Source organism: Sinomicrobium sp. (assembly GCA_029266035.1).
Taxonomy (GTDB): Bacteria; Bacteroidota; Bacteroidia; order Flavobacteriales; family Flavobacteriaceae; genus Sinomicrobium.
This window is the reverse complement of record JAJUFH010000001.1, coordinates 230,818-256,385: the sequence shown is the minus strand read 5'-3', so window position 1 is coordinate 256,385 and position 25,568 is coordinate 230,818. Positions and strand designations below refer to the sequence as shown.

Below are 25,568 nucleotides of genomic sequence, written 5' to 3'. Positions count from 1 at the left end.
AGACATGCGTAACTTCAGATTGCTTATTATCCTTGTATTACTTCTTGTAGTAGGTAAGGGGGAAGCACAGGAAAGTATTTTCTTAAGTCGTGATTTCTGGAAAACCAATCCCAGTCCGGAGATAGTCGATCAAAAAATAAAGGAGGGTAACGATCCGGCTGCAGCCACTCCTTTTAATTTTGACGGAGTAGTATACGCTATTCTGGAAGATGCCCCCAACGAGGCGATTATTCGCCTGATTTCAAAAGAAGGCAACGGGGTAAACAAGCTGACTCACGATGGGCGAACCTATATTTTCTGGGCTGCCTACCGAGGAAATTCCGAACTGATGAAATACCTTTTGGATAAGGGTGCTAAAACCGATATTGTAGACGATCACGGGATGACCATCCTTAATTTCGCCGCAAATGCAGGAAATAAGAATTTAGAGGTGTATGAGCTTTGTCTACAGCATGGAGCCGATTTGAAAAACGATCTCAGCAGAGACGGAGCCAACGCTCTGTTGCTCGCAGCTTCCAAGGACGACGATCTTAAACTTACCGAATATTTCAGTTCAAAAGGGCTGGATATCAATGCTGCCGACAAGAACGGTAACGGTATATTTAACTATGTAGCCAAAGCGGGAAATATCGCTTTGATGGACAAATTGCTAGGTAGAGGGATAAAAGGAAACGATCAGGCTTTTTTGATGGCAGCTACAGGTGTCAGAGGTGCTTCTAACGGTGTTGAGGTGTACAAATACCTCGAGAGCAAAGGGCTGAGCCCGGAGGTTGTCGATAAAAACGGGAGTACTCCTCTTCATATTGCTGCATCGAGAAGTAAAGATGTGGAAGTGATTCGATACTTGCTCGACAAGGGATTGAATGGAGATCAGGCAGACCACAATGGAAATACGCCCTTTATGAATGCTGCAGCAAATAACGACTTGAAGATTGTGCAGCTGTTGTCTGAAAACTTGAAAGATATCAACCGTGTTAACAAAAAGAGTCAGTCTGCATTGAGTCTAGCAGTACAGGGCAATACATCAGATGTTGTGGAATTTCTCATTAAAAAAGGAGCCGATGTAAAGCTGGCCGATGCCGATGGAAACACTCTGGTTTCTTATCTGGTCAATTCGCTTGGAGGTAGAGGGGGCAATGGTACTATAGCCGTGTTTAATGAAAAACTCGATCTTCTGAAAAAGAATGGATTAGATATTTCTAAACCTCAGGGTAACGGAAATACTTGGTATCATCTCGCGGTAGATAAAGACAATGTCGAACTGTTGAAACTGGCTCAAAAAGCCGGTCAGGATATCAATGCTAGGAATAAAGAAGGCAATACGCCTTTGCTGTTGGCTGCCATGAGGGCCAAAGATGATGTACTCTTAAAACAGCTTCTACAACTAGGAGCTGATAAGAGCTTAACCACCGATTTTGAGGAGTCAGCTTATGATTTAGCTTCTGAAAATGAAGTGCTTAAGAAAAATAAAATTTCTCTGGACTTTTTGAAATAAACGCGAAGATGAAAAAAAGAATAGGTTTAATATCATTTTTTGTCGGATTATGCCTGGTGTTAGTTTCGTTTACTACCGTAGCCGAAACCACCAAATACAAGTGTATGGTACAGATGACCAACTATTCGGGAGAGGCAGCCTATATTGTGATTTCATTGATCAATCCGCAAGGAGAATACGAGAAAACACTGTATGTAAACGGTGATGATCCGGAGTGGTACCACAGTTTAGAGGCTTGGTGGAAATTTTACGGAAGGAAGCGGAATAATATAGATGCTATAACCGGAGCTACTATTGCGGGAGGAGCAAGGGCTATTCAAGTTATCGAAATAGAAAACTCTAAGATTGATGCCGGATACAGTCTCCGTTTTGAGTCCTCCGTAGAAGATCAAGAATACTATACTTCTGATATAGAGTTTCCACTGACTTCTGAGAATATCAAAGCTAAGCACGAAGGTAAAGGGTTTATCCGATATATAAGGATGATGCCCAATTAATCAGAGTAAAAAACAGCTACTTATGACGATTTCTATATGGAGATACAGCCACCTAGTCCTGGCTGTATCTTCTTTCGTTTTTATAGTACTGGCCTCTGTTTCGGGTGGTATTCTGGCTTTTCAGCCAATTTCCGAACAGTTAAAGCCTTATCAGATTACCGATCTGGATGAGATTAGTCTTGCTCAGACTGTAACAATCTTTAAAGAGACTTACCCAGAGGTACTCGAACTAGAGGTCGATGCCAATGATTTTGTCATAGCTTCTGTATTTACTGCCGAAGGAGATGCTTTGAGTGGATATTTCGACCCAGTGACGGCGGCATATCTCGGAGAAGAACTGAAACCTTCTCCTTTCTTTCAGTGGGTGACCAGTTTTCACCGGTCGCTGTTTATGAAGGGTATAGGTCGTTTTTTTGTCGGTCTATGCTCTTTTTTACTACTGCTGATCTCCCTTTCTGGAACCGTACTTGTCATTAAACGACAACGGGGTATCAAGCGATTTTTCTCTAGAATTGTCAATGAGAACTTCAACCAATACTGGCATGTGGTTTCGGGTCGGTTGCTTTTAATTCCCATCGTCATTATCACCGCTACGGGAGTCTATCTATCGCTGGAGAAGTTTCACCTACTCCCTGAATCTCATATAACACACCAAACCGGCGATGGTTTGCTCTCTGAAACTCCACATATCTCCTTCTCGGATTTTGAGATTTTTAAAACGACCCCGCTTTCTGAAGTCTCGCTGTTGGAATTTCCTTTTTCACCTGATGTAGAAGATTTGTTTACCTTAAAAAAACAGGGAGAAGAACTGCTTGTCAACCAGTATACAGGTGATGTAGTGAGCCGGGTGGAGACTCCATTAACGGTCGTGCTCTCTATGTGGAGCCTGAACCTACATACCGGAAAAGGCAGTGTGTGGTGGTCGGCGATTCTCGCATTGGCTTCGGTCAATATATTATTTTTTATCTATTCCGGCTTTGCCATGACATTCAAAAGGAGGCGAGGTCGATGGAAGAATAAGTTTGGTAAAGAGGAGGCAGAAATCGTTATTCTCTCAGGGTCGGAGAACGGGAGTACCCTTGCTTATGCTTCCGCTTTCTACAAGCAGTTGATCGCTGGCGGATACAAAGTTTTTATGGATGAGATGAATGAGATAAGCACTTATCCCGCCGCAAAATACTTGGTGATAATCACCGCTACCTATGGGCAAGGCGATCCGCCGGCAAACGCTGTTCACTTCCTAAAAAAACTGAAAGAACTTAACCTAAACCAAGACATCCGATATTCGGTAGTGGGCTTTGGCTCATTGGCTTATCCCGATTTCTGCAAATTCGCTCTCGATACAGACCAGGAATTACAGCGGTATATGACCCAGATGTTGCCGGTGGAGACTATCAATGACAAATCTGTGGAAGATTTTGGAAAGTGGATACGACTGTGGTCAGAAGCGACCGAGATACCCGTTTCTGTCCCAGAACCAGCCTTGGCTACAGCGCCACGCCAGCTTAAGAAATTTAGGGTGGTGAACAAAACTGTTGCCTGTGACAAGACAGGCAATACTTTTCTAATGACCCTAAAACCCCGATGGTGTCAAAGCTATTCGTCTGGCGACTTGCTGGCAGTGCACCCTCATAACGATCACCGGGAACGCCTGTATTCCATCGGTAAAGTAAATGGAGCTATTCGCTTGAGTGTAAAACTGCACGACAACGGATTGGGATCCGGTTTTTTACACGCGGCTGGAATTGGAGAAATTATCAGAGCAAGGATCGTCAGAAACCCGGCTTTTCATTTTCCAGTAAAAGCAACCGAGGTCGTATTGATTGCCAACGGTACCGGGATTGCTCCTTTTTTGGGGATGCTTCACCATAACAGCAAGGTATATACCCATTTATATCTGGGCCTGAGAGATAGCAATTCCTATGAACTCTACATACAAGATATAGAACAGCTGCTCAAAGAAGAAAAACTACAGCGGTTTTCCCTCGCCCTATCGCGGGAAGCTGACAGGAGTTATGTACAAAACAAGCTTTGTGAAGATGCAAAACTTATAGCTGAAGTACTGCAAAGGGGCGGTGTGCTGATGATTTGTGGATCACTGCAGATGTATAAAGACGTGTCGATTACTTTGGAAGACATTTGCCGGCAGCATAACGATCGGTCGTTGGAGTATTATCGAGAGAGAAAACAGATTAAGAGTGATTGTTATTAACTGTTATGACATTTTCGGTGTCATTCCGACGATAGGGGCTGTTCGCCGAAGGAGGAAGGAATCTCTAGGATAGACGTTATACTGTTGAAGATTCTTTGATCTTGTGGGGAGATTCCCTGCCGGCCGGACAGGCGGGTTCACTGCGCTCTGAATGACAGTGTCATCTCACCGTCGGAATGTAAACCCAATACTGTGGGATTTAAAAAACATCAGAAAAATACTCTAAAGGTCATATTGGGAGTAATACCGAGCGAAAGGCTTTCTACTTGCTGTATTTGCGTGCTTTGGTCGTTTTCGAGTCGGTAATAGATATCGAGGGTGTTTTTTCTATTGAGGATATTGAGTATGGCGATTCCGATATTGGCTCTTACAGAGGGGCTTATTTCAAAGTTGTAGGTAGAAGACAGGTCGGCCCTTAAAAAATCGGGAAGTCTGTCGCTGTTGGAGGGGTTGTAGTTTATACTGTTTCCCGTTTGTCTTTCGGTAACCTCATTTCCGGCGATGGGTGTGGTGTACGGTCTTCCCGAGTTCCAATTTAGTCCGAGAGCTAGTTTCAGTTTCTTTAGGGTATAGGTGCCGGCAAAGGAGATGGAATGTCTGATATCGAGATTGTTCGGGAAAGCGGAGGGGGTGAGCTCTCTGAAATTGTATTCGTTTTGAGCTATGGAATAACTGAGCCAGGTACTATAGTTCCTACCTTTTTTATTGAGCAGAAATTCTATCCCTCGCGAAGTATAGTCACCCGCTGTTCGCAGGTATTGCCCCTCGTTCTGAAATTCCTGTCCGGATGTAGTAATGCCTTTCACGGTTTTGTAAAAGGCTTCAACTCCGGTGTAAAATCCACCTCTGTCGTAATGGAGTCCGGCCGACACTTGTTTGCTTCTCGTGATGGGGAGATCGTCGTTGTTAGACAGTATCCACCTTCTCTTTTCCACTCCCAAAAAATCTCTTTGCAGGTCGATAACCTGATTGGTGACTTGGCTCCGCATTTCACCTTGAGCTTCCAAAGCCAGTCCGCCGTATATTTTTTGCCGGATACTCAGCCGGGGTTCGTAGATGTATTTTTGAAATTTGTCGATATAGTTTACCCGAATACCACCCCTGATATAGGTCCCTTTACTTGGCGATTGATAGCTGACTTCCGAAAAGAGGGCGTGATTCTGTATGACATCCTTGTCTTTGACCCGGAATCTTGGGGTGTTGATATCATCGGTATTCGTAATACCCACCTCATAAAACTGGTAACCGGCGAGCAGGTTTACTTCGGGAATTATCTTGTAGTTGATATGGGCTTTCACTCCGCTTTCGAGTACTTCGTTATTGAGCAACAGTCGCTGATCGGTATACAGGGTGTAGTTTACGGCATCGAGATTGTATTTGGTATAGTATACTTTTACGGAAGAGGTGAGTGAGGGTGACCATTCGCTCTTGACCGATGCACCGAAAGCAAGATTTTGCTGTGTGAGTGTACTCTGCTGGGCTTCTCCTGTATTTGTAGCTTTTTCGTTGTATTCCAGATTGTTCTTAAAAAGGATGGCGTTGGCTCTTATTTGATGCTTTTCATTCGGATTGTACAGCAGTTTGAGGCTGGTGTCGTAGAAATAGAAATTTTCTTCCCTCTGGATATTCTCGTTTATCTCTTGATTTTCGGTGTTTGTAATCTTGGAATCCTGGAATACCCGGTCGAAATAAGAGTTGTAGGTAGGGGTAGAGACCAAATCGGTAATCGATCGTCGCGCCGACAGGTGAAGGGCGATTTTGTCGCCCACAGGGATACGGGTATAGGCATCGGCAGCAATGAGGTTAAACCCTGCGCCGCCAGTAAGGGTGCTGTCTATAGTATTGGCCGATCTCATGTCTATGGTTCCACTTACTCCATCGCCATAAATCACACTTGCTCCATTTTTCACTACTGAAACATCCCTGGTTAGATACGGATTAAACGCCGATATCAAACCGAAGAAATGTCCGGATTGGTACATTTTTATATCATCCCATAAAATGAGGTTCTGATCATGAGAACCTCCCCTGATATTGATGTTTGAAACTGTTTCGGTAGCACTTTTGACACCGGGAAGCGCTTGAATGGTGTGAAGTATATCGGGTTCTGTAAGTCCCGGAAGTATTCCGAAGCTACCAGTGCTTATACTGATGCTTCCATCAGTTTTTTTCTGCAATCCGCTGGTGAGGTATTGTTTTACTACAACTTCTTCCAGTACCTGATATTGTGGTATAAGCGAAATAGTATCACAATCCTTTCCGACGTATTCGCCGGCTGGAAATTTTATATCCTTATATCCTCCATTTTGGATATGAATCACAGTTTGAGGAGTGACCCCCGTAAATTCTATTCTGCCGTCAAAATCACTTACGGCATATTTTTTATGGTCTAATGCTTGTACAGATGCTCCTGAAACAGGTTCCCCCAGATAATCATCCATCAGAACGAGACACAGCGACTGGGGTTGGAATGTTATGGTGTAGTATCTGTTGTCTAGTTTTTTTATGACAAGGGATGTCTGTTGCTCTAATGCGGTGATAATTTGGGATATGGAAGAGGACAAGTTGGGGACTACAACTCTAAAGGGAGCTATGTCCTGATCGGAATAGGAGAATTTAATGCCATAGTGTTTTTCCAGCCGAGGAAGAACCGCTGGCAATGCCTCTTTTTCTTGAGCGTAAAGAGGAGAAAAACACCATAAAAAAAAGGCTAAAACGACTGCTACCAGTGTTTTAGTTTTATTCTGAATACAAAATAATCTCGCTGTTGCTGCCATCCGCAAACCGGTACTTTAGATGGAATGGCAAGGTAATACTTTTTATGGCAGTTTCTAAATCGTCATTGCTAAAACTTCCCGTGAAAAGTACATCGGTATCGGTATCGCTGTGAATTTTGACATTGTATTGTCGTTCGAGTTCGCGGATAACCTCTTGAAACGGAACACTCTTAAAGGAGCTTTCATCCCTTATCCAAGACGGTTCACTTTTCGGAAAATTATCCGATTCTATCTTGCCTCCTTCGAGAGATCGGAATGTTTCACCCGATTTAAGAATAAATGTATCCTGTTCGTAAATCACTTTTACTGAGCCTTGATAACAACTGACTTCGAAGTACTGGTCGCGACTTTTTACATTAAAGTGAGTTCCTAATACGGCAACTGTTCCGACAGTGGTGTGTACGGCAAAATTATTTCCCGGCACCACTTTAAAGAAGGCTTCTCCTTCCAGTTTGAGATCTCTGTGATCTGCCCACTTCTTTTTGTTGTAACTAAGCGTAGATCCTGCATTCAACACGACTTCTGAAGCATCGGGAAGATGGATATTTGTCTTTTCTGCATTAGCGGTTTGTACAGTGACGTCGCCCTGTGCAAAAAATATGTATGAGGCAAGTAGTAATACCAATACAGCAGCGACCACAGCGATTTTTTTCCACGTCCTAAAGTTCGGTCGAAGAACAGTTGTATCTTGTTGTCGATCTATTATCTTTTGAAACACCCTTTCACTGTTAAAGGCTGGAACCTTAAACTTGTCGGTATGGATTATGATTTTCTCATACGAAGAGAGATCCTCCGTCTGTTTCAGGATGTCGAGCTCTTCTGGAGAGATTTCGCCACTCAACCACTTTGCTAACAGATTTTCATTCTTCATTATTGGCATTTAGTTATTTAACAGTTGAGAAGGGGTATACCCTACCTTGTTTTTATCTTTGAATCGATTTTCTAAATCACACACCCTCTATCTCTTTTCTGAGGCTTATCAATGCTTTGTGTATTCTTTTTTCTACAGCTTTAACCGATATGCCTAGAGAGGTGGCTATATCACTGTATTTCATGCCGTCTATTCGGTGTAGCAGAAAGGCAGTTCGTTGAGCCTCACTCAAATTAGCGATAGCCTTTTGCAACTTCTCCATATATTCTTTTTCTTCCAGAAGGAACTGCGGACTTTCTTTGTCCGAACTACCTTGCGATTCCTTGCTGTATTCAAGCACCACTTTTTTGTGTGCTACAACATTGAGAAAAAGGTTGTTGGCAACAGTAAATAGAAATGCTCCGGCTTTTTTCAAAGGTACTTTTTTACAATTGTTCCACAGCCGGATAAAAGATTCGTGTACAATGTCTTCCGCTTCTTTGGTGTCTCCACACTTATAATATATGAAATTGTTGAGTTTTTCCGCGTAATTGCGATATATCGAGGTGTAGATTTTTTCAGAACAAACAGGGTCATCTTGTTGCATGGGATAGTTTTATCTGGATATGCAAAGGTATTTATTTTGTGCGTAGAATTAAAATGATAGAATGTTAAAGCTGTTTTAGTTATATATCTAAGGAAGCTAAAGAGACTGGGTAATGGGAGCGTTTTTACTTGAAGTTTCAAATTTGTATGTGTAGGCTTTAACTTTAAAATGCGTGACAAGAGTGTTTGCTTACTCTTGTCAACCTGCGTACCTTGCAGTTCGATTGTAGAGCTCCGGTAAAAGAAGTTTAAGGTAGCAAAGGGATCGAATGACAAAAAAATAAAAAAAATGAAATGTGGGGTAGGGTATTTTCAAGGATGACTGTTTTATGTGTGAAATGTAGCAGAAGTATGAAGTTGTATTTCATAAGCGGGGTTATAACCGCAGTTGTGTTCTTTTTATGTATTGCGTGCCAAGAAGAGGTGGAGGAGACGATTGGAGAAGATCCGCAATTGGTGATAGCGGATGGTTCAGAAATGACGGTTTGGATTAGAAGAGCGACATCCAATTACGAAACGAGAGATGATTTTCTCGATAAAAATAGTTGTGGAGCTTTACAATTGCCCATTGCCGTAAACCTCAACGGAGCTGTGAGGATGATAAACAATGAAGGAGATTTAGGAATCGTTCGTGATATTATGGAGGAGTTGGAAGTTCCAGCTTTGTTGCAATTTCCATTTAAGGTGATTTCTGGTGATTATACAGAACTAGAGATCAGCTCGGAGGAAGATTTAAATCAGTTGCGAGAGCTTTGCGGTAAAAGTGTGTATGCCAGAATAGCGTGTGTGCAGTTTTTGTATCCACTGGAAATGTTGACGTACAATGCCAATAACCAAAGCAATGGCAGTATTACTGTTGAGAGTGATAGAGAACTTTTTGATTTTATGGGGTCTATCGGAGATTTGCACACTACGATCAATTATCCGGTAAGCGTAAAATTGGAAACAGGAACACAGGAAGTTAACAATAATGAAGAGCTTTTAAATCTGATAAGACAATCTGCCAAAGATTGTTCAGAGTAGAAAGTTTTAAAATATATCCACACAGTTGCAGTGATTGTCTGAAATAGACGATAACTTATACAGAAAGACATTGTAACTGTTACAATTAGGTTGTTTGGATTGAGTTGTCAGGTAGGGGTGCCTGACAGCCGGAAAAAGAGGTCGTAAGGCCTCTTTTCTCTTTTTATACATACGGTATAGGTCTGTATGTGTTTTTCTCACCGAAAATGTTTAAAATTAGAGCTTCAGCCTTGGTGGGCTTCGGTTCAAATGTTTAAATTTGCATCCCGCCGAATCAGGAGACTGGCAATTTTGCTTTGAATTCTTCGAAATTCTTTCTTGTAGAGGTGGAGTAACTCGCCTGGCGACAGTCAGGTTTCGAATCTCGTTTTGATGCGTAAAAAAGAAGCAGGTAATTATGTTTGACAATTTAAGTGAAAAGCTGGACAAAGCCCTCCACGTCCTCAAAGGGCATGGGCAGATTACGGAGATCAATGTTGCGGAGACTCTTAAGGAAGTACGGCGGGCACTGCTGGATGCCGATGTCAATTTTAAGATAGCCAAAGAGTTCACCAATAAGGTCAAGGAAAAAGCGTTAGGGCAGAATGTGTTAACTACCCTACAGCCCGGGCAGCTTATGGTGAAGATAGTGAAAGACGAACTCACCGAACTTATGGGAGGTGATGCCGAAGGTGTCGATCTTTCGGGAAATCCTTCGATAATCTTGATGTCGGGTTTGCAGGGGTCTGGTAAGACTACCTTTTCTGGAAAGTTGGCCAACTTCCTAAAAAGTAAAAAATCAAAAAAACCACTTCTCGTAGCTTGTGACGTATACCGACCCGCGGCTATCGACCAGCTGCATGTGGTAGGGGAGCAAATAGGTGTTGAGGTCTATTCTGATCGAGGAAACAACGATCCGGTAGCCATCGCCAAAGCGGGAATAGAACACGCTAAGACCAACGGGCACAATGTGGTGATTGTCGATACCGCAGGGCGTCTAGCTGTAGATGAAGAGATGATGGTGGAGATATCGAATGTTTACAAAGCCATCCAACCACAGGAAACCCTATTTGTGGTAGACGCTATGACCGGACAGGACGCTGTCAATACAGCCAAAGCCTTTAACGAGCGATTGGATTTTGACGGAGTGGTACTCACCAAACTCGATGGAGACACTCGTGGAGGTGCGGCTATTTCTATTAAGTCGGTTGTCAATAAACCCATCAAATTTATAGGTACCGGAGAGAAGATGGATGCGATAGACGTATTCCACCCTTCTCGTATGGCCGATAGGATATTGGGCATGGGAGACGTGATATCTCTCGTAGAACGCGCCCAGGAACAATACGATGAAGAAGAAGCGAGAAAACTCCAGAAAAAGATAGCCAAAAACCAGTTTGGTTTTGACGATTTCCTGTCGCAGATACAACAGATCAAGAAGATGGGAAGTATGAAAGATCTATTGGGGATGATTCCCGGTGCAGGAAAGGCGCTTAAAGGAGTGGATATCGACGACGATGCTTTTAAACATATCGAAGCTATTATACATTCTATGACCCCGGAAGAGCGCTCTACCCCCTCGGTGTTGAACGCATCGCGAAAGAAGAGGGTAGCTAAGGGATCAGGAACATCGGTGCAGGAAGTAAATCAGCTCTTGAAACAGTTCAATCAGATGAGCAAGATGATGAAAATGATGCAAGGTGGCGGTGGCCGGAAAATGATGCAGATGATGAAAGGAATGCGTTAGTGGTTTTGCAAAGCAGGTATTAAAAAATTAAATGACGAGCATGGAATTATTAGACGGGAAAAAAATATCAGAGCAGATCAAGGAAGAAATTGCGGCTGAGGTAGAGGGAATGAAAAAACGAGGAGAAAAGGTTCCTCATCTCGCAGCTGTATTGGTCGGAAACGACGGAGCCAGCCTTACCTATGTAGGTAGTAAGGTAAAGGCGTGTGAGCGCGTAGGTTTTGAATCTACTCTGGTAAAACTCCCGAGTACCATCAGCGAGGTAGAGTTGCTTCGCAAAATACATGAACTCAATGAAGACCCTTCCATAGACGGTTTTATTGTACAACTTCCGCTTCCTCGACAAATCGATACACAGAAGGTGCTAATGGCGGTTGATCCCGACAAAGATGTGGATGGTTTTCACCCGGTCAATTTCGGTAAGATGGCGCTCGATATGACTACCTTTATACCGGCAACACCTTTCGGAATACTAGAATTGTTGGAGCGCTACAATGTGGAGACCAAAGGGAAACACACCGTGGTAATAGGAAGAAGCCATATCGTTGGGCGCCCTATGAGTATCTTGATGGGCAGGAAAGGATTTCCAGGGAATTCAACCGTTACCCTTACCCATAGTCATACCAAAAATATAACACAGATTACATCACAGGCCGATATCATTATTACTGCACTGGGGCAACCCAATTATCTCAAAGCGGAAATGGTGAAAGATGATGTCGTTATTATCGATGTGGGGATTACCCGTGTTCCCGATGAAACTGCAACAAGAGGATACCGTATTGTAGGAGATGTCGATTTTGAGAATGTGAGTAAAAAGGCGAGTTATATCACCCCGGTTCCCGGAGGCGTAGGACCAATGACTATTGCTATGCTATTAAAGAATACCCTTCTGGCTCGGGAGCGACATTTGTTGCGTAGCAAAGCCTAATCTGTCGTAAAAGAAGCTTGTAGTAATAGCCGGTATACACTGTGAAGTGGTACCGGTTTTTTTATGTCTCTTAAATTTTATATAGTATATTTCTTTATTAAAAAGTAAATGAATAATAATAATTTTAGATTTTATTTTGTAAAAAGAAATGATTTAACACACTTGCACGATAAGTAAATATTTTAGAAATATTGTTTTCCATTTTTTTTATTAATAAAATACAGGTTTTCGGGGATATACCTCTGAGTAAAAAAGTTTTAATTTAGTCGGATATAAATAATAAAGGTATATGAGTTTTCTTGCTAAATTTGAGATTGACGCTATGTCATACAATATTCTTGAATATGACATTTTAGTAGAAAAGGGGATAGATCACAACGGGAAACCCGCCACCAATGCTAGGGGTGGTGAAATACGCTTGGTTGTTGAGACCGATATGAATGACCATTTTTCCGATTGGGCAGTGAGTGCTACCCAGGTTAAAGACGGGAAACTTGTTTTTTACAAACGAGATGGTATGGCTCGGATGAAATCTACGAGTTTTAAAAAGGGCTATTGTATTCGGTATAAAGAGAAATTCAGGGCCATGGGCGATGAGCCCATGTGTACAGAGATTGTGATTTCCGCTCAAGAGATCAATATCGGAAATACGCTTTATAAAAAGAGGTGGCCCTCAACGGTATAGGTTATAGGTTAAGTGTAATTACTATTTTTCCAAAATGGATCTAATCAAGAAAACGGACTGGATGGATATTGTTGTGGAGCCTCATAGGCAGACCATTCTGGTGCAACAACGGTGGAAGTACGATTGGCAAATTCTTGTTCCTGTATCCAGTTGGACCTATGATGATAAAAAGGAGTTTCATCGTCGTGCAGACGAACTGATATGGGGTCAGTGGAGCGGAAAATTTATAGTAAGGGTAGAGGGGAATTCTGATTTTGCTACCCAATTTACCGATCGGGATTTCACGGTAAATTTCGATATAAAATGGGTGTTGTCTAATGAGCATTGGAGTGTGGTTGTGCGGAAAATTCCTCCAGGAGATTTTAGAACTAGCCATGTTAAATGGGGGACAAGAACGATGCAGTTGGATACCGAAGATCTGATTCTTGTAGAAAGGGTTAAAAATGGTAAAAGTTATTTTCAGTACCCAGTGGCTCATGAATTTGGACATGCGGCTGGAAATTCAGTTTATGCCACTACACATGGGGATGAATACGGGAGTAGTAGCCCCTTTCAGTTGGATAGATCCAGTATGATGAATGTAGGAAATGAACTGAGAGACAGGCATTCGGATTATCTTATACAACAACTCAACACCATGGTGCCGGAAACTTCTTTCCGCATTTATAAAGTGCGATAATATGAAAAATGTACTGATTGTTATAGTGTGTAACTTGATCTTGGCCTGTAATACCCCTGTCCCCAAAGACAACAGCGATAAAAAGGACACACAAAAACAGGCGAACAAAATGCAAAGCCTTCCGGTTACAATAGAAGAATTGACAAAAAGATGTTTGGAGGAAAGCGTGAAAGAGTACGGACAGCCCTTGCAAACAGAGAGCTTCATACTCGATGATGCCCTTCCAGAGTCAAGGATAGAATTGAACAATTACTTTACTGTAAAAGAAAGACGAAGTGAATCTATTACAATAAAAGAAGTCATCTGGGAAAAAGATCAGGAAACTAATATCAGGGTTTGGTACAGAGAGGTCGATAACAAATGGAGTGTAGTCCATGCTGTGGAATGGACAAAGGGTGCTGAATTTTAGTAGAAAAAGATACGAAAACGAAAATATAATAGTTATGGCATTGCAAACGGATGTTACTGTAAAGGTAGGAGATCTGCGGATAAGCACCTTTCTAGATTTTGAACTGAGCCAGCGAATAGACAATCACCATGAGCTCACTATAGAATGCCGAGAAGAAGAGGTGTATATGCAAAATTTTGGTCTCAAGGGTAATTACCATCAGCTTATAGGAGAAACCATATTGGTGACCATGCAGGGTATAGACGGGATGTTTTCCACACATACCGGATATTTTAAGGGGGTGGTAACCCGTGTCAAGGCCGTAAACCAGAATGATAGCAGTGGCAAGCGGTTGCAGTTTAGGGCGTATAGCCCCACCGTACTTATGGACAATGGTCCGGAGTCATCCTCTTTTTTGAAGAAGACATTATCCGATATCATACACAATACTACTAGGGAATACGATAGTCAAATGTTGAAAATAGTATCCCAACCTTTAAAAGATGCTCCTTATCCCTATATTGTTCAATACAATGAAAGTGATTATACTTTTCTCAAACGTATGTGTTCTAGACAAGGAGAATGGTTTTATTACAATGGTATGGAGTTGATTATTGGACAGGAAAATACGGGAGAGGAAATCATCCTGCACTATGGGTATAACCTGTTTAATTATGATTTTGAAATGAGTTTGCAGCCAACCCGTTTTAAATACTATGGCAATGATCTTTCTGAAGGTGAATCTCACCAGAGCCTGACCAAAGAATTTGAAAATAGAGTTAATGGTATAACTGCAGAATTGGTCAAATCTTCCGGAAGAGTATTTTCTAAGGAAACTATTGTGCAAAACAACCAATTAATAAATGAGGGTACGGGGAAAGCTGATATGGACGATTTTGCAGAACTCAATTTTAAGAAGAAGGTGGCCAATATGGTCTATGTCAACGGGAGCAGTGAAAATCCGGCATTACGTCCTGGTGCTATTATTAGGATATTGGATGAAGATGGTAGTTCACAAGGAGTATTTAAAGTCATTGATACCACTCACCATTGTGTAGATACTGGGGAGTATCACAACCAGTTTAGGGCGGTTCCCGTGTCTGTAGAAGTGTCTCCTTATTCCACGCCTGGTGACTATTGCAAGTGTGAGAGCCAGCCTGCCATAGTAATGGATAACAATGATCCCAAGGGTTTGGGACGGGTTAAAGTACAAATGGCTTGGCAGAAAGAAAATGCCCAAACCACAGATTGGATTCCTCTAGCCTCTCCCAATGGGGGTAATGGCAAAGGCTTTCATTTTATCCCAGAGAAGGGCGAGAGCGTAATGGTAGATTTTCAGAGTGGAAATGCAGAACTCCCATATGTTACCGGTAGCGTACATCACAACCAAGCAAAAAGCGGGTATCACGATCCAGACAATAATCTGAAAGCTTTTCAAAGTAGAAGTGGAAACAAAGTGGTGATGAACGACAAAAGCGGAAGTATGTTGTTGGAAGATGCCAATGGGACCAAGTATTTTATGGATGGTGCAGGAAATATTAATATTGTGGGAGACACCTCAAAAAATATTGATATCGGACAAGGGGCAAGTACACTGAATATGGATAAAAATGGGGTGATAAATTTTTCAGGAAATAAACAATTTGCCATAACTGTAGGAGAGAGTTCCCTTATTTTACATAGTGATGGAAATATAGAACTCAAAGGGAAAAACATCATCCTTACTGGCGATGAGAATACCAAGATTACGGGCAAAAACAACCATATTGCAGGAGAAACCAAATTAGATGGAGGTGATGTATTCATCAATTAAGGAAATGAATAATAATGAGTGAACAGATACGGATAAAGCAACCTTTTACAGAAAAATATACTTTAACCATCGACTCTGACTTAATGGCTGTAAATGTAAGCATGCAATCCAAAGCCCAGATACGTTGGGATTTTAGAGTGATCCAGGTAGACCGGATAAAGGGGAGGGTAGAGATTGAGTTGATACAATTAGACAATACCCTCTTGGAATGGAATAATCCTATGGTTGAGGAAATTTCAGCAATGAGCCGGATATTCGGAAGAATGTACAATGAGTTACATCTGATACTAGATCAAAAAGGGAAAATTTTGGAGGTGTTGAATATGGAACTGATCTTGGGTAAGTGGAAACAGACCAAAACCGAAATGCAAAAAGTATTGGAGGACAACCCGGATATAGAAAAAGCAATAAGCCTCAACGACGAGATATTCCAGGATCCAGAAAAACTTAAGGCCGGAATACAGGCCAGTGAGTTTTTTAGTGTTTGTTTTGGAGAAATATACGGAGAATATACAAACACTAAGAAGACAGTGGTAAAACCCAATTTTTTTAATACGGCCAATGTACAATGGGAATATACCATTTATACGGATAACAATACCCCTTATGATTCTAAATATGTTAAAGTGTATTCCAAGGCTAATCCCTATGCTGGTTTAGGGCAGGGGTTTAATCAGAGGGCATACAAGCATTTTTCAGAACAGATAGATATAGCTAAGCTGGAGCCGATTTTGACTGAACATACTAGCTTTGGTATAGAACAGGATACAGGGAAATTATTGGAAGCTGTGATCCGTAAAGAAGAAATTGCCAAGAAGGAAAACCTGTACACTAAAATGAATTATTATATTGTTAGTGATACCTTGTTGAAGGAGAACAAGAGGATTGTAAAAAATTAAAATAGTATACCACCATTTTTTAAAAGGTTCTAAGATAGTCAAGCTGTCAAGGATGGATTTACAAGCAAAAAAGACATCAGAAAAACCAGGGGTTTCAGCCTCTAAGATTCTGCGTTTAGGAAGAAAGACCTTTGTTTTCGGGCTTGAAAGGCTACATTCTGGAAACATCAAAACAATGACTTTATTGGTCAGGTTCTCAAACCCAAAAAGGAGGGGGCAGACCGAGCTGGAGATCAAGGTTTTGAGTTTTGGTATTCGTGCTATTCGCTATGGCGATAGGTTGAGGCTGGGCTATATAAAACGCAGACAGGTCTTGCAAAAAGTATAACTTGGACATTGTGATGTTGCCGGATCATGGGTATGACAGAGAAAGGCATAAAATAAATCCCCGAACTGAAAAATATACTATGGATAACTCGGACAGTAAAAAGGAAAAAAAAATAGATTGGATAAGCAAACAGGTTCCTGTCATAAAGCATGTCCCTCGTGAAGAAAGGTTACAGGTGCTTAACAAGGCACTTAAAAATCCTGCAATTTGGATTACGTTTATCGGGCTTATGGCACTTTGGCTGTTTTTGTTCGCCGATACAATACTTTCCTGGGGAGAGATAGGCTATGGTATAGGGTCTATAAAATGGTTTGGGGCTATTTTTAAACAAATGTTTTTTCCTGTCCTTGTCCCGGCTATGGTTATTATGGGAGTGCTCTTGCTATTAAGGAATTATCTTATAAAACGTATTGTAAGAAAAGAATATTTAAATGAATAAACCATATTAGATAAATGGACCGCAATCAAAGGGTAGAAAAGATAACAAAACAAATTCCCACCCTGATAAAAGTGCCTTATGAGGAAAGGTTAAACGTATTTTATAGGGGAGGGATAAAAAGTCCTGTTTGGTGGGGAGTGTTTATAGCTCTTTTGATAATATGGATTGTTTTATTTGGAAATACAATGCTTCAGTGGGAACACTTTGATATTTTTCAAATGGGTATTAAGGATTATTCATTGGCTGTATTTAAACAAATGTTGGTTCCTGCTTTAATACCTGTATTAATAATAGCCTTCATTATGTTAATGGTAAGAAATTATCTTGTAAAGCGAATTGTTAAGAAGGAATATTTAAATGAATAAACCATATTAGATATGGGGAAAATCATCACCGAAAAGGACTTTTGGACTTGCTCTATGGGCAATGTTCCTGCTCAATTACAGGGACCAGAGCCAAGTAAGGGTTATGGTGTTAAAAAGCAAAGCGGAGAACTCTATATTACCAAAGATGATAAAGCTACGAGCAGTTGGATCGATTTTGGATGTAAAAAATATATGATGCTTATGGCCGCTGCCGCTGCCATAGCTGTCGTTGCCCTGGCAGTGGTGGGGGTTCTGACGGTAGCCACAGGGGGCGCAGCCCTAATAGCTGTCGGTGCTATAGCAGGGCTTGCAGGAGCGGCATTAGGGGCAATCGTCGGGGGACTGTTATGTGGACAGAAAGCGGCTGCGTTGAGAGAATGGACCGGTTCAAAACCTGATTTAATCATACATCAGAGAAATGCCATTACTTCAGATCACAAAATGATATGTTCTGTGGGAGGAACCATAGAAATCGCACCCAATATAAAAAACTGGAAGCAGGCCATTGCCTTGGGAAGTGCTAATTATATCCAAGGGCTATTGGAGGGAATGACCAGAGGGGCCTTTATAGGAATGGGAGGAGGAGCTCTAAGTGGAGGTGTAGGAGCTTTTGCCGCAGGAGGATTAAGAGGCTTGGGATCTGCAGGTTTGAATTTTCTAAAGGCAGCTCCGGGGTACGTAGGCCGTAATTTTGCTAAAGGAGTGTTCCTGGATTGGGGTAAAAAATCGGCAGAAGGAGGTGAAAATTTCTTGCGTACATACGGCGAAGAAGGAAGTGCCGGGGTTGGAGATTTTGCCGGTGGAATAAAAAAATCAGCCCTGGGAGATGTTGACGCAGTGAAAAATATTTTTACCGGAAACTGTAGCTGGAGTGATGTACAATCCCTAGCATTGTTATTTGCCCCTGTGTCTGGAGGGAAGAGAAAAAGCAGTGCTTCCGATAGTGCTACCCAAAGCCACAAGGGAAATAAACCAAAAGCTGAGACCGACGGAAATACTAAGCCCAAAGAGGTAGACAATGCTTCTAAAAAAAGCTCTTCTCTCAATTCATCTAAACCTTCACAAAAAGGTAAAGGAGAGGCTTTTGAAAGTAAACCAGTAGATCCACCCAACACATATAGAGATAGGAACGGGCGGCTTAGGGATGATAAAACGCATAGATTTGTCAAAGATCCGAATACCAAGCAAAAATCCGCTAGTAAAGCAGATCCGCCAAATACGTTTAGAGATAAGAATGGACGGCTTCACGATAAGACGACAGGAAGGTTTGTCAAAGACCCGAAAGTTAAAGGGAACAAGAAAAATAGATATAGAAGAAGTATGGCTGAGCGTAGAAAGACTTTAATGAGGGATAAAGATAAACTCGATCCGGAAGCTCGAAAGTATATAGAAAAAAACAATGGTAGAAAGGTGCCAAATAAGAAGTATAACAAGGATTATGATGGATCTGTTGATTATGTAGTACATCATAAGAAGCCGTTGTATACCGAAACTTCTATAGATGGAAAAAGGGCATTGGACAAATCTCCGAATATGGAGACCATACCAAGTCAAAAGCATGTTGAAACTCATTCAACTTGTGGGCCTACATATCACAGATACCCAAGAGGATAATTGAAATTATAGGATTAAATGAAAATCGATTGGTCAGAATTAACAGAAGAATATAATAATTTGCTTTCTCTGGACAGAGCTGGTCAAATAGAAGCATATTATGATTTTGAAGAAAAATTATTGAGCTCAAATCAAGGAGAAATGTTGCAGTTTCATTATAATCTCATGAAAAAAGCAGACAATCTGAAGTTGAATAATGATTTGAGGGGTACATTTATGGATAGGCCGTTGGAAGATGTTGAAGATTTTTTGTTGAATAGGTATCTGAATGAAGATGATATGAAAATGAAAGCCGATGTAATGCAGATTTTGGGAACTCTAGGAGCTTCAAAAATATTGCCTTATGCAAAGGCTGATATAAATTCGGATATAAAAGATATTCGGTATCGTTGTAATATAGTAATAGGCTGGTTAGGTGGGAAAAGTGATCTTGCGCTTTTAAACGAAAGATTAGAAAGTGAACCTGACGATGAACTTAGAGGGTATGCCGCTACAGCTATGAGGCAGTTATGGTATAGGGAACAAGCTACGACCGAAGATATCCTTCCTTATCTCTACAGGGCTCTTGTTAAAGAAGAGAAAGAAAAACCTTTGAAAATGATTATTGTGGTTATCCAGGATCTGTTGAATCGCAAGTTCGGATTACAGGAACGGATAAATGAAGGAACTATTACGGGTGATCCTACTGAGGCCAAGAAAAAAATTATTAAAGCATTGGATTTAAAATGAAAATTTATTACTGGGATTATTATTCTGATGAAGGAATAGCTTCGGATACACCGAGGGAAGCTGACCTTGAGTTTGCGTTAGATGTCTTTTATGGACTTACAGACGAAGAAGATAATTTTTTTGGCGTGGTCGATCCCAAAGAAAAAAGTATCCAGTTCATATTTGTTGAACAGGACAAATGGCTAGTGGATATTCCCAGTCCTCCAGATTTTATCAACCACCAAAAGTATGCAGATTACGATGAATGTATAGCATTGATCAAAGCCTTCTATGCAGGACAGGATATACCTGCGACAAATAAGGGGTTCTGTGAAGTGGATGTTAAAACGGAGACGCTCAACGATGTTTTATAACATGACAGAGGCTGTTCATTAAACTCTGCCTAGTAGTTCTCCACTTCTGGAGGACCCTCAGAAGGAATGGTGGTCAAATCTAGCTTGACTCGGTCTTCAAGTTTAATTGATAATTGTTGGATTGTCAATCTTCAATTTTGTAATGGTGTGGTCCATTTTTTCAACTAAGTACACCAATTTTAGAAGTGCTATATAATATAGGAACTATAGATTAATAACTGGTGTTTTGAATCGAACTCATAATCCATATTGAGTTATAATAAATTTACATTTGTAGAAAAATTCTTCAATTAAAAGTAAGTTAATAATAAATTATTTTTAATTTTATTTTGTAAAAAAAGGATGATTTCATATATTGTAGGCTGTAAATAAATACTCTACGTCTTATGTGCTTCGTTTTTCTTACAGATGCTTACTTGTTTAAAGGCTGTATGAGATAATATGGTTTAATTAATAACAAAGTTCTATGAGTTTTCTTTCTAAATTGACAATAGACAACGAAGAGATGGTGGTGTTGCGCTACCGTATGTCTATGTTACAAGACACCGATCACAGCGATCGTCCGGCTGCCGATCCACGAGGTGGCCGTATCCGAGTATTGGTCGAACTGACCAAAAGTACCTCCTTGTTCGACTGGATGCGCAACCCCAGTCAGATACGCGATGGGGAATTTGTTTTTTACCGCCGTGACGGAATGTCAAAAATGCGGGGATTAAAGTTCAAAAAGGCCTATTGTGTTTCTTATGAAGAGGCCTTTGATGCCGACGATTCCCTGCCTATGCGTGCAGAGATTACCATTGTAGCTCAGGAAATAGATATCAACGGTTCTCGCTTTGGTAAGAACTGGCCGATGGCGTTGTAGAGTTACGTTATGCCGGGAACGGCAGATAATCTGATATTTATACCTAAGAGAATAGTTGTTTTTGTTATAGAGCAATAAGAAAACCTGCCAGTGGATAACATCTGATAGATGGTGAAAATGTCAATATTATAGAGGCAGTCAAATAGAGAATAAAAAGGGATTATAAAAATATTGTACAATGGCCATACAAACGGATATCAGTATAGTGATCAACGGCGATCGACTCAGAAAATTTTCTAAGATAGCAATCAGGCAATCGCTATGTGCACATCACACTTTTTCGATAACACAACCCTTGCCTAAAGATTTTATATATAGTGCCTTAGATAAGGCGCAGGGATATGTGGGGCAGGAGGTTCATATCACTATATCTCCTCGTATTGCAAACAACTCGGGTACACTTAGTTTTAGAGGACTTATCACCGCAGTAGATGTCGATCGCAGCCGTGGAGCTGCCGGAGAGATGATTATTTCCGGATGTAGTCCTACCATAGGCTTAGACAGTGTTCCCAATACCCGTTCGTGGATGGGCAAAGAACTGTCGGAAGTGGTGTCGGATACCCTGGGCAGTCAAAAAGATTACTTAAAACTTCAATTGAACATAGATCGAGATACTGCATTAGACTATATTGTGCAGTATCGGGAAAGCGATTTCGGTTTTTTGCGGCGCTTGGCGCAAAAGAAAGGACAGTGGTATTATTACAACGGAAGTGAGCTGGTGTTTGGTCGCCCGCAATCGGAGACCTTTTCACTGGTGTACGGGCTCAATGTATCGCAGTTTAAGCGACATATGAATATTCAGCCTCTTGGTTTTTCTTTTTCGGGCTACGATCCGGAGGGAAGTACAGTACAAAAACTGAGCGCAACAGAGGTAGGATTAGAAAGTCAGGGACTTACCCAGGCGATGTTAGAGACCTCAAAGCGCGTCTTTCCCGATAGGGGAGCATCGATGCACTACACTCATCCCATCAGTTCAGGAAATGCGTCCGGTCATCTTCACGATCGTGTAAAGACCCAGTTACAGGGCAGGGTATCGGGTATGGTCAGCGCTAGAGGGATGTCTACCGAGCCCGGACTTCGTTTGGGAGATATTGTAAGTATTACCGAACCTCGGTTTTCTATAACCGGAGATCTTGCCGATGGGGTAAAAGAATCTACTTTTGGACGTTACTACCTTACACAGCTCACTCATGTTTGTGACGAAACAGGGAATTACAGCAATGAATTTGAAGGCATTCCGGATACGGTAGAAGCTCCGCCGTATACCGACGTACTCAAGCCTCCTATAGCCGAAACACAACCCGCAGTGGTGGTCGACAACAACGACCCCAAAGGGATGGGACGCGTAAAGGTGCGGTTTTATTGGGATTACGAAAGTCCGTGGGTTCGAATGATACAACCGTATGGAGGAGGAAACAAAGGGTTTTATTTTATCCCGGAGAAAGACGAGGAAGTATTGGTCGGCTTTGAAGGAGGAAATGCAGAGAAGCCCTATGTGGTCGGAACGATGTACAACGGCAATCAGTTGAATGGATACGCTACACCCAACAACGACCTCAAGGTGATACACAGTAGGAGTGGAACCAAGATAAAAATGAACGATGCCGAAGGCAGTGTATTTATCGAGGACCCTTCGGGAAACACCTGGTTTATGGATGGACAGGGGAATATAGATGTTGCTGCTCCGAAAAATGTGACGATAAGGGCTGGAGAGCATATGACACTTTCCGCCGGAGGTTCTCTAATCACTACTTCCGGAGAAGATATAAGTATTACCGCCGGAAAAAACATCAAAGAAGTAGCCATAGCCGACTACAGACTGCAAGCAGCCAACATAACGGAAATTTCAGATGGAGATTTTCGAGCCCAGGCCGATACTATTAACAACGTAGGGAGATCGGAAATAACCTCTATGAGTAACGAGGGCGCATTGAACAACCATGCGAAATCGAAGATAAACAACAACAGCGGAGAAAAAGGAAATCTGTTTTAGTTATGGGCGTGATCACTAAAGTAGCACTGAAAAACTTTACCCGTGTTGCCCGTGGAGATATCAGTCAGTATGCCGATGTAATCAATCAGGCGGCTTCTACTGTAATTAATGAAACCGCGGATGAAGGGGTGTGTTTCGGAACACCGGAAGAAGCTCCCCCCGGAGATGTGTTTATAAACAATGCCTTTTTTGCGAAGAAGAAAGAGGAAAGTGGTACTATAAAATATACCGTAGTTTCCGGCGATACCCTTTCCGGTATAGCCAGTGCACACGATACCACTGTAGAGGCTATCAAAGCGAAAAATAATATTGAAAATGCCAACGCTATCAAGGTTGGACAGGAGTTGGAGGTGCCTTCGGGAGAAGAAGAAGGCACAGTGAGCTTTGAAGCTATAACAAGTGCCAATGTGGGCGATGAAGTCTATGTAGTAGTAGAGCATTTCGGTAAGGTGAACAGTGTACAGGTGGCTCTTAAAGAAAAGGAATCTTTGCTGACTGACGGAGAAGCGCTTCCGGTGCTTCAGGACGATAAAGAAGTAAGTACTATTACCCTCTGTGAACCTGAAGAAGAATCGTTAAAAGGGAGGTATTACTGCGCTGAGATAAAATTACGTCCGGAGAAAGACGAAACTCTGGATAGCTGGCGAGAGAAGTTAGGAGAAAAGGAATTGCTGGGATATACAGATACGTTAAACCAAAGAACAGTCTCTCGAGAAGCTGTAGGAGCAGTGAGTCCGGTAGGGATGGAGCCTATTTACGGAGATACTGTAAAGAGTCTTCTTTCCATAGAAGTGGAAGCTCAGGCAGAAGAAGGAGAGGTGGTGTATTGCGGGAGAGATAGAAGTAATGTGTTTTTGAATGAGGAAGGGGAGTGGTTTGAAGTGGGAGGAGTTATAGAGGGATGGTCCATAGAAGTTCATCTATACGATAATAGATCTGATATGGGGTATGGAATTTTAGTTTTGTTAAATGGCAATGAAGAGGAGTATTGGAGAACTGTAGTTAGAGCACAGGGATATTCAAGTAAAATAGGTGGATCGAGAACTCAAAAAATGGGAGATACTCCAACAGGAACTTATAAATTTGAACAATGGAGGACTGACGGAAGTTCAACTATATACGGGGAAAATGCCAGATTAGATATGACTTATGAATCTGGAGAAGCAAAAGCGGCTGGTAGGGAAGAAATACAAATTCATGGGGGAAGACAAGAGGGTGAGGATAATCCTTATTTGTGGAATACAGGTGGATGTCTAAGAGTTTTTGATGATGCAATTGAAATATTGAAGGAAAAGATTGAAGAATTAAATTCGGGGAATGTTAAAGATTATTTTATATACATTAAGAATGATTTAAAATATGATAGTACTTCCGAAAAGTATTATATCCCATTAGATTTTGAAAAATTAAAGGAGAATGAAGATGACCAAGAAATTCTTAGAAAAGGAATTGTTAATCAGAAATATTACCGAAATGAAAGTAATTACTATACTGATATGCTTGCTGATTAGTGTTTCTTCATGTAAAAAGAACGCTTCGGACAATGATTCTGAAAGGAAATTACAAAATAAGAGTAGAGGATGTGTAGAAGAAAAATTTACTTGTGATAAAGGACTGAATGATGTCGAATTTGCACTAAAGCATTTTGAGGATGTAAAAAAATGTATCGAAAATGACGATTTATACTTGTCTCGCCTTTTGACTAATGTACAGTCTGAAGTTAATAGAGATAACATAAATAATTTAAAGCTGTTGGATTCTTTGTATTCTGTGGTGGATGGCGCAGATGCAGAGGTGTATATCGATGTTGTATTTGCTGTTTTTAAGGCAGATCCTCAAAGGCTTATTCGATACCTGTGTGAAGAAAAAGCATCCAACTTGAAAAAGGTTTGTGTCGATGCAGTTACATTTTATAGCGAGAATGAAGTCATTTCAAATGAAGAGATTAAAGAGATGTTTCGGAGGATTATTAGTGATAAAGAAATCGATTCGTGTCAGAGAGAAATAACGAATGAGATATTGAATACTGTTGTATATTATGTTGAGGATCCTGATGGTTATACTAATCTTAGAGCAGGAAAAGGAGTTGATTTTCAGGTGGTTTTGAAAGTAAAAAATAAAGAAAGGGTAAATGTTCTCAATGACTCCGGAAATTGGTGGGAAGTTGAATATGAAGGGATAAAAGGCTATATTCATAAAAGTAGATTGATTAAGTGATAAGACATTTAATCTGGAAACTAACGAGAGAAAAGTGTCAGGATAACAGAAAACACAAAAATCGATGACAATATCATTTCAGCATTG

24 protein-coding genes are annotated in these 25,568 nt (G+C 41.2%); 21 read left to right on the top strand and 3 right to left on the bottom strand.

Annotated elements, in window-relative coordinates; translation table 11 throughout:
* The first annotated feature begins 4 nt into the window (after positions 1-4).
* From ACYZZR_RS01060 to ACYZZR_RS01050, 3 genes are read left to right on the top strand one after another with little or no spacing between them, the layout of a single operon-like run.
* Positions 5-1,495 (top strand): ankyrin repeat domain-containing protein, encoded by a 1,491-nt coding sequence (locus ACYZZR_RS01060; RefSeq protein WP_461532134.1) that lies wholly within the window; start codon positions 5-7, stop codon positions 1,493-1,495.
* A gap of 8 nt (positions 1,496-1,503) precedes the next feature.
* A complete protein-coding gene (locus ACYZZR_RS01055; protein ID WP_461532133.1) occupies positions 1,504-1,992 on the top strand; it encodes a DUF2271 domain-containing protein in 489 nt (162 codons plus the stop codon).
* A 22-nt stretch (positions 1,993-2,014) separates the two neighbouring features.
* Entirely contained in the window at positions 2,015-4,204 is a 2,190-nt protein-coding gene (locus tag ACYZZR_RS01050; protein ID WP_461532132.1) for a PepSY domain-containing protein, read from the top strand.
* Positions 4,205-4,413: 209 nt separating this feature from the next.
* Here ACYZZR_RS01050 and ACYZZR_RS01045 read toward each other — a convergent pair whose 3' ends face one another.
* From ACYZZR_RS01045 to ACYZZR_RS01035, 3 genes are all read right to left on the bottom strand, one after another.
* Positions 4,414-6,981, bottom strand: coding sequence for a TonB-dependent receptor plug domain-containing protein (locus tag ACYZZR_RS01045; RefSeq protein WP_461532131.1), 2,568 nt, complete (start codon positions 6,979-6,981; stop codon positions 4,414-4,416).
* Positions 6,944-7,852: a FecR family protein gene (locus tag ACYZZR_RS01040; protein ID WP_461532130.1), complete on the bottom strand. Its 909-nt coding sequence runs from the start codon at positions 7,850-7,852 to the stop codon at positions 6,944-6,946. Before ACYZZR_RS01040 ends, ACYZZR_RS01045 begins: the two co-directional genes overlap by 38 nt.
* A gap of 76 nt (positions 7,853-7,928) precedes the next feature.
* Positions 7,929-8,438 (bottom strand): RNA polymerase sigma factor, encoded by a 510-nt coding sequence (locus ACYZZR_RS01035; RefSeq protein ID WP_461532129.1) that lies wholly within the window; start codon positions 8,436-8,438, stop codon positions 7,929-7,931.
* A gap of 350 nt (positions 8,439-8,788) precedes the next feature.
* Here ACYZZR_RS01035 and ACYZZR_RS01030 point away from each other — a divergent pair, with 350 nt between their 5' ends.
* The 18 genes from ACYZZR_RS01030 to ACYZZR_RS00945 all read left to right on the top strand — a co-directional run bounded on the left by ACYZZR_RS01030 (position 8,789) and on the right by ACYZZR_RS00945 (position 25,481).
* A complete protein-coding gene (locus ACYZZR_RS01030; protein ID WP_461532128.1) occupies positions 8,789-9,460 on the top strand; it encodes a hypothetical protein in 672 nt (223 codons plus the stop codon).
* Positions 9,461-9,857: 397 nt separating this feature from the next.
* Entirely contained in the window at positions 9,858-11,186 is a 1,329-nt protein-coding gene (gene ffh, locus ACYZZR_RS01025; protein WP_461532127.1) for a signal recognition particle protein, read from the top strand.
* Positions 11,187-11,226: 40 nt separating this feature from the next.
* Positions 11,227-12,117, top strand: a complete 891-nt coding sequence (locus tag ACYZZR_RS01020) for a bifunctional 5,10-methylenetetrahydrofolate dehydrogenase/5,10-methenyltetrahydrofolate cyclohydrolase (RefSeq protein WP_461532126.1) — start codon at positions 11,227-11,229, stop codon at positions 12,115-12,117.
* Positions 12,118-12,406: 289 nt separating this feature from the next.
* On the top strand, positions 12,407-12,802 hold the full coding sequence (tssD, locus tag ACYZZR_RS01015; protein WP_461532125.1) for a type VI secretion system tube protein TssD: 396 nt from the start codon (positions 12,407-12,409) through the stop codon (positions 12,800-12,802).
* A gap of 61 nt (positions 12,803-12,863) precedes the next feature.
* Complete coding sequence (locus tag ACYZZR_RS01010) at positions 12,864-13,481, top strand: hypothetical protein (RefSeq protein ID WP_461532124.1); 618 nt, start codon at positions 12,864-12,866, stop codon at positions 13,479-13,481.
* Position 13,482: 1 nt separating this feature from the next.
* Positions 13,483-13,890 carry a hypothetical protein gene (locus ACYZZR_RS01005; RefSeq protein WP_461532123.1) on the top strand — a complete coding sequence of 136 codons (408 nt, stop codon included), beginning with the start codon at positions 13,483-13,485 and terminating at the stop codon, positions 13,888-13,890.
* Between the two features lie 34 nt (positions 13,891-13,924).
* Positions 13,925-15,682: a type VI secretion system Vgr family protein gene (locus ACYZZR_RS01000; RefSeq protein WP_461532122.1), complete on the top strand. Its 1,758-nt coding sequence runs from the start codon at positions 13,925-13,927 to the stop codon at positions 15,680-15,682.
* Positions 15,683-15,696: 14 nt separating this feature from the next.
* Positions 15,697-16,581 carry a hypothetical protein gene (locus tag ACYZZR_RS00995; protein WP_461532121.1) on the top strand — a complete coding sequence of 295 codons (885 nt, stop codon included), beginning with the start codon at positions 15,697-15,699 and terminating at the stop codon, positions 16,579-16,581.
* A gap of 52 nt (positions 16,582-16,633) precedes the next feature.
* Positions 16,634-16,909, top strand: coding sequence for a hypothetical protein (locus ACYZZR_RS00990; protein ID WP_461532120.1), 276 nt, complete (start codon positions 16,634-16,636; stop codon positions 16,907-16,909).
* A gap of 79 nt (positions 16,910-16,988) precedes the next feature.
* A complete protein-coding gene (locus tag ACYZZR_RS00985) occupies positions 16,989-17,348 on the top strand; it encodes a hypothetical protein (protein ID WP_461532119.1) in 360 nt (119 codons plus the stop codon).
* A 14-nt stretch (positions 17,349-17,362) separates the two neighbouring features.
* Positions 17,363-17,713, top strand: a complete 351-nt coding sequence (locus ACYZZR_RS00980; protein WP_461532118.1) for a hypothetical protein — start codon at positions 17,363-17,365, stop codon at positions 17,711-17,713.
* 12 nt (positions 17,714-17,725) lie between these two features.
* Positions 17,726-19,327: a PAAR-like protein gene (locus ACYZZR_RS00975; RefSeq protein WP_461532117.1), complete on the top strand. Its 1,602-nt coding sequence runs from the start codon at positions 17,726-17,728 to the stop codon at positions 19,325-19,327.
* Between the two features lie 18 nt (positions 19,328-19,345).
* A complete protein-coding gene (locus tag ACYZZR_RS00970) occupies positions 19,346-20,056 on the top strand; it encodes a HEAT repeat domain-containing protein (protein WP_461532116.1) in 711 nt (236 codons plus the stop codon).
* The gene (locus ACYZZR_RS00965; protein WP_461532115.1) at positions 20,053-20,409 is read left to right on the top strand and encodes a hypothetical protein; all 357 of its coding nucleotides are present in this window, start codon (positions 20,053-20,055) and stop codon (positions 20,407-20,409) included. Before ACYZZR_RS00970 ends, ACYZZR_RS00965 begins: the two co-directional genes overlap by 4 nt.
* A gap of 466 nt (positions 20,410-20,875) precedes the next feature.
* Positions 20,876-21,271 carry a type VI secretion system tube protein TssD gene (tssD, locus tag ACYZZR_RS00960; RefSeq protein ID WP_461532114.1) on the top strand — a complete coding sequence of 132 codons (396 nt, stop codon included), beginning with the start codon at positions 20,876-20,878 and terminating at the stop codon, positions 21,269-21,271.
* A 178-nt stretch (positions 21,272-21,449) separates the two neighbouring features.
* A complete protein-coding gene (locus tag ACYZZR_RS00955; protein WP_461532113.1) occupies positions 21,450-23,264 on the top strand; it encodes a type VI secretion system Vgr family protein in 1,815 nt (604 codons plus the stop codon).
* A gap of 2 nt (positions 23,265-23,266) precedes the next feature.
* A complete protein-coding gene (locus tag ACYZZR_RS00950) occupies positions 23,267-24,775 on the top strand; it encodes a LysM peptidoglycan-binding domain-containing protein (RefSeq protein ID WP_461532112.1) in 1,509 nt (502 codons plus the stop codon).
* Entirely contained in the window at positions 24,738-25,481 is a 744-nt protein-coding gene (locus ACYZZR_RS00945; RefSeq protein WP_461532111.1) for an SH3 domain-containing protein, read from the top strand. Before ACYZZR_RS00950 ends, ACYZZR_RS00945 begins: the two co-directional genes overlap by 38 nt.
* Positions 25,482-25,568 lie beyond the last annotated feature (87 nt).

Bases quoted from the DNA above. Each gene is read 5' to 3' on its own strand.
- ACYZZR_RS01060 (WP_461532134.1), top strand. From the start codon at position 5: ATGCGTAACTTCAGATTGCTTATTATCCTTGTATTACTTCTTGTAGTA.
- ACYZZR_RS01055 (WP_461532133.1), top strand. From the start codon at position 1,504: ATGAAAAAAAGAATAGGTTTAATATCATTTTTTGTCGGATTATGCCTG.
- ACYZZR_RS01050 (WP_461532132.1), top strand. From the start codon at position 2,015: ATGACGATTTCTATATGGAGATACAGCCACCTAGTCCTGGCTGTATCT.
- ACYZZR_RS01045 (WP_461532131.1), bottom strand. From the start codon at position 6,981: ATGGCAGCAACAGCGAGATTATTTTGTATTCAGAATAAAACTAAAACA.
- ACYZZR_RS01040 (WP_461532130.1), bottom strand. From the start codon at position 7,852: ATGAAGAATGAAAATCTGTTAGCAAAGTGGTTGAGTGGCGAAATCTCT.
- ACYZZR_RS01035 (WP_461532129.1), bottom strand. From the start codon at position 8,438: ATGCAACAAGATGACCCTGTTTGTTCTGAAAAAATCTACACCTCGATA.
- ACYZZR_RS01030 (WP_461532128.1), top strand. From the start codon at position 8,789: ATGAAGTTGTATTTCATAAGCGGGGTTATAACCGCAGTTGTGTTCTTT.
- ffh (WP_461532127.1), top strand. From the start codon at position 9,858: ATGTTTGACAATTTAAGTGAAAAGCTGGACAAAGCCCTCCACGTCCTC.
- ACYZZR_RS01020 (WP_461532126.1), top strand. From the start codon at position 11,227: ATGGAATTATTAGACGGGAAAAAAATATCAGAGCAGATCAAGGAAGAA.
- tssD (WP_461532125.1), top strand. From the start codon at position 12,407: ATGAGTTTTCTTGCTAAATTTGAGATTGACGCTATGTCATACAATATT.
- ACYZZR_RS01010 (WP_461532124.1), top strand. From the start codon at position 12,864: ATGGATATTGTTGTGGAGCCTCATAGGCAGACCATTCTGGTGCAACAA.
- ACYZZR_RS01005 (WP_461532123.1), top strand. From the start codon at position 13,483: ATGAAAAATGTACTGATTGTTATAGTGTGTAACTTGATCTTGGCCTGT.
- ACYZZR_RS01000 (WP_461532122.1), top strand. From the start codon at position 13,925: ATGGCATTGCAAACGGATGTTACTGTAAAGGTAGGAGATCTGCGGATA.
- ACYZZR_RS00995 (WP_461532121.1), top strand. From the start codon at position 15,697: ATGAGTGAACAGATACGGATAAAGCAACCTTTTACAGAAAAATATACT.
- ACYZZR_RS00990 (WP_461532120.1), top strand. From the start codon at position 16,634: ATGGATTTACAAGCAAAAAAGACATCAGAAAAACCAGGGGTTTCAGCC.
- ACYZZR_RS00985 (WP_461532119.1), top strand. From the start codon at position 16,989: ATGGATAACTCGGACAGTAAAAAGGAAAAAAAAATAGATTGGATAAGC.
- ACYZZR_RS00980 (WP_461532118.1), top strand. From the start codon at position 17,363: ATGGACCGCAATCAAAGGGTAGAAAAGATAACAAAACAAATTCCCACC.
- ACYZZR_RS00975 (WP_461532117.1), top strand. From the start codon at position 17,726: ATGGGGAAAATCATCACCGAAAAGGACTTTTGGACTTGCTCTATGGGC.
- ACYZZR_RS00970 (WP_461532116.1), top strand. From the start codon at position 19,346: ATGAAAATCGATTGGTCAGAATTAACAGAAGAATATAATAATTTGCTT.
- ACYZZR_RS00965 (WP_461532115.1), top strand. From the start codon at position 20,053: ATGAAAATTTATTACTGGGATTATTATTCTGATGAAGGAATAGCTTCG.
- tssD (WP_461532114.1), top strand. From the start codon at position 20,876: ATGAGTTTTCTTTCTAAATTGACAATAGACAACGAAGAGATGGTGGTG.
- ACYZZR_RS00955 (WP_461532113.1), top strand. From the start codon at position 21,450: ATGGCCATACAAACGGATATCAGTATAGTGATCAACGGCGATCGACTC.
- ACYZZR_RS00950 (WP_461532112.1), top strand. From the start codon at position 23,267: ATGGGCGTGATCACTAAAGTAGCACTGAAAAACTTTACCCGTGTTGCC.
- ACYZZR_RS00945 (WP_461532111.1), top strand. From the start codon at position 24,738: ATGAAAGTAATTACTATACTGATATGCTTGCTGATTAGTGTTTCTTCA.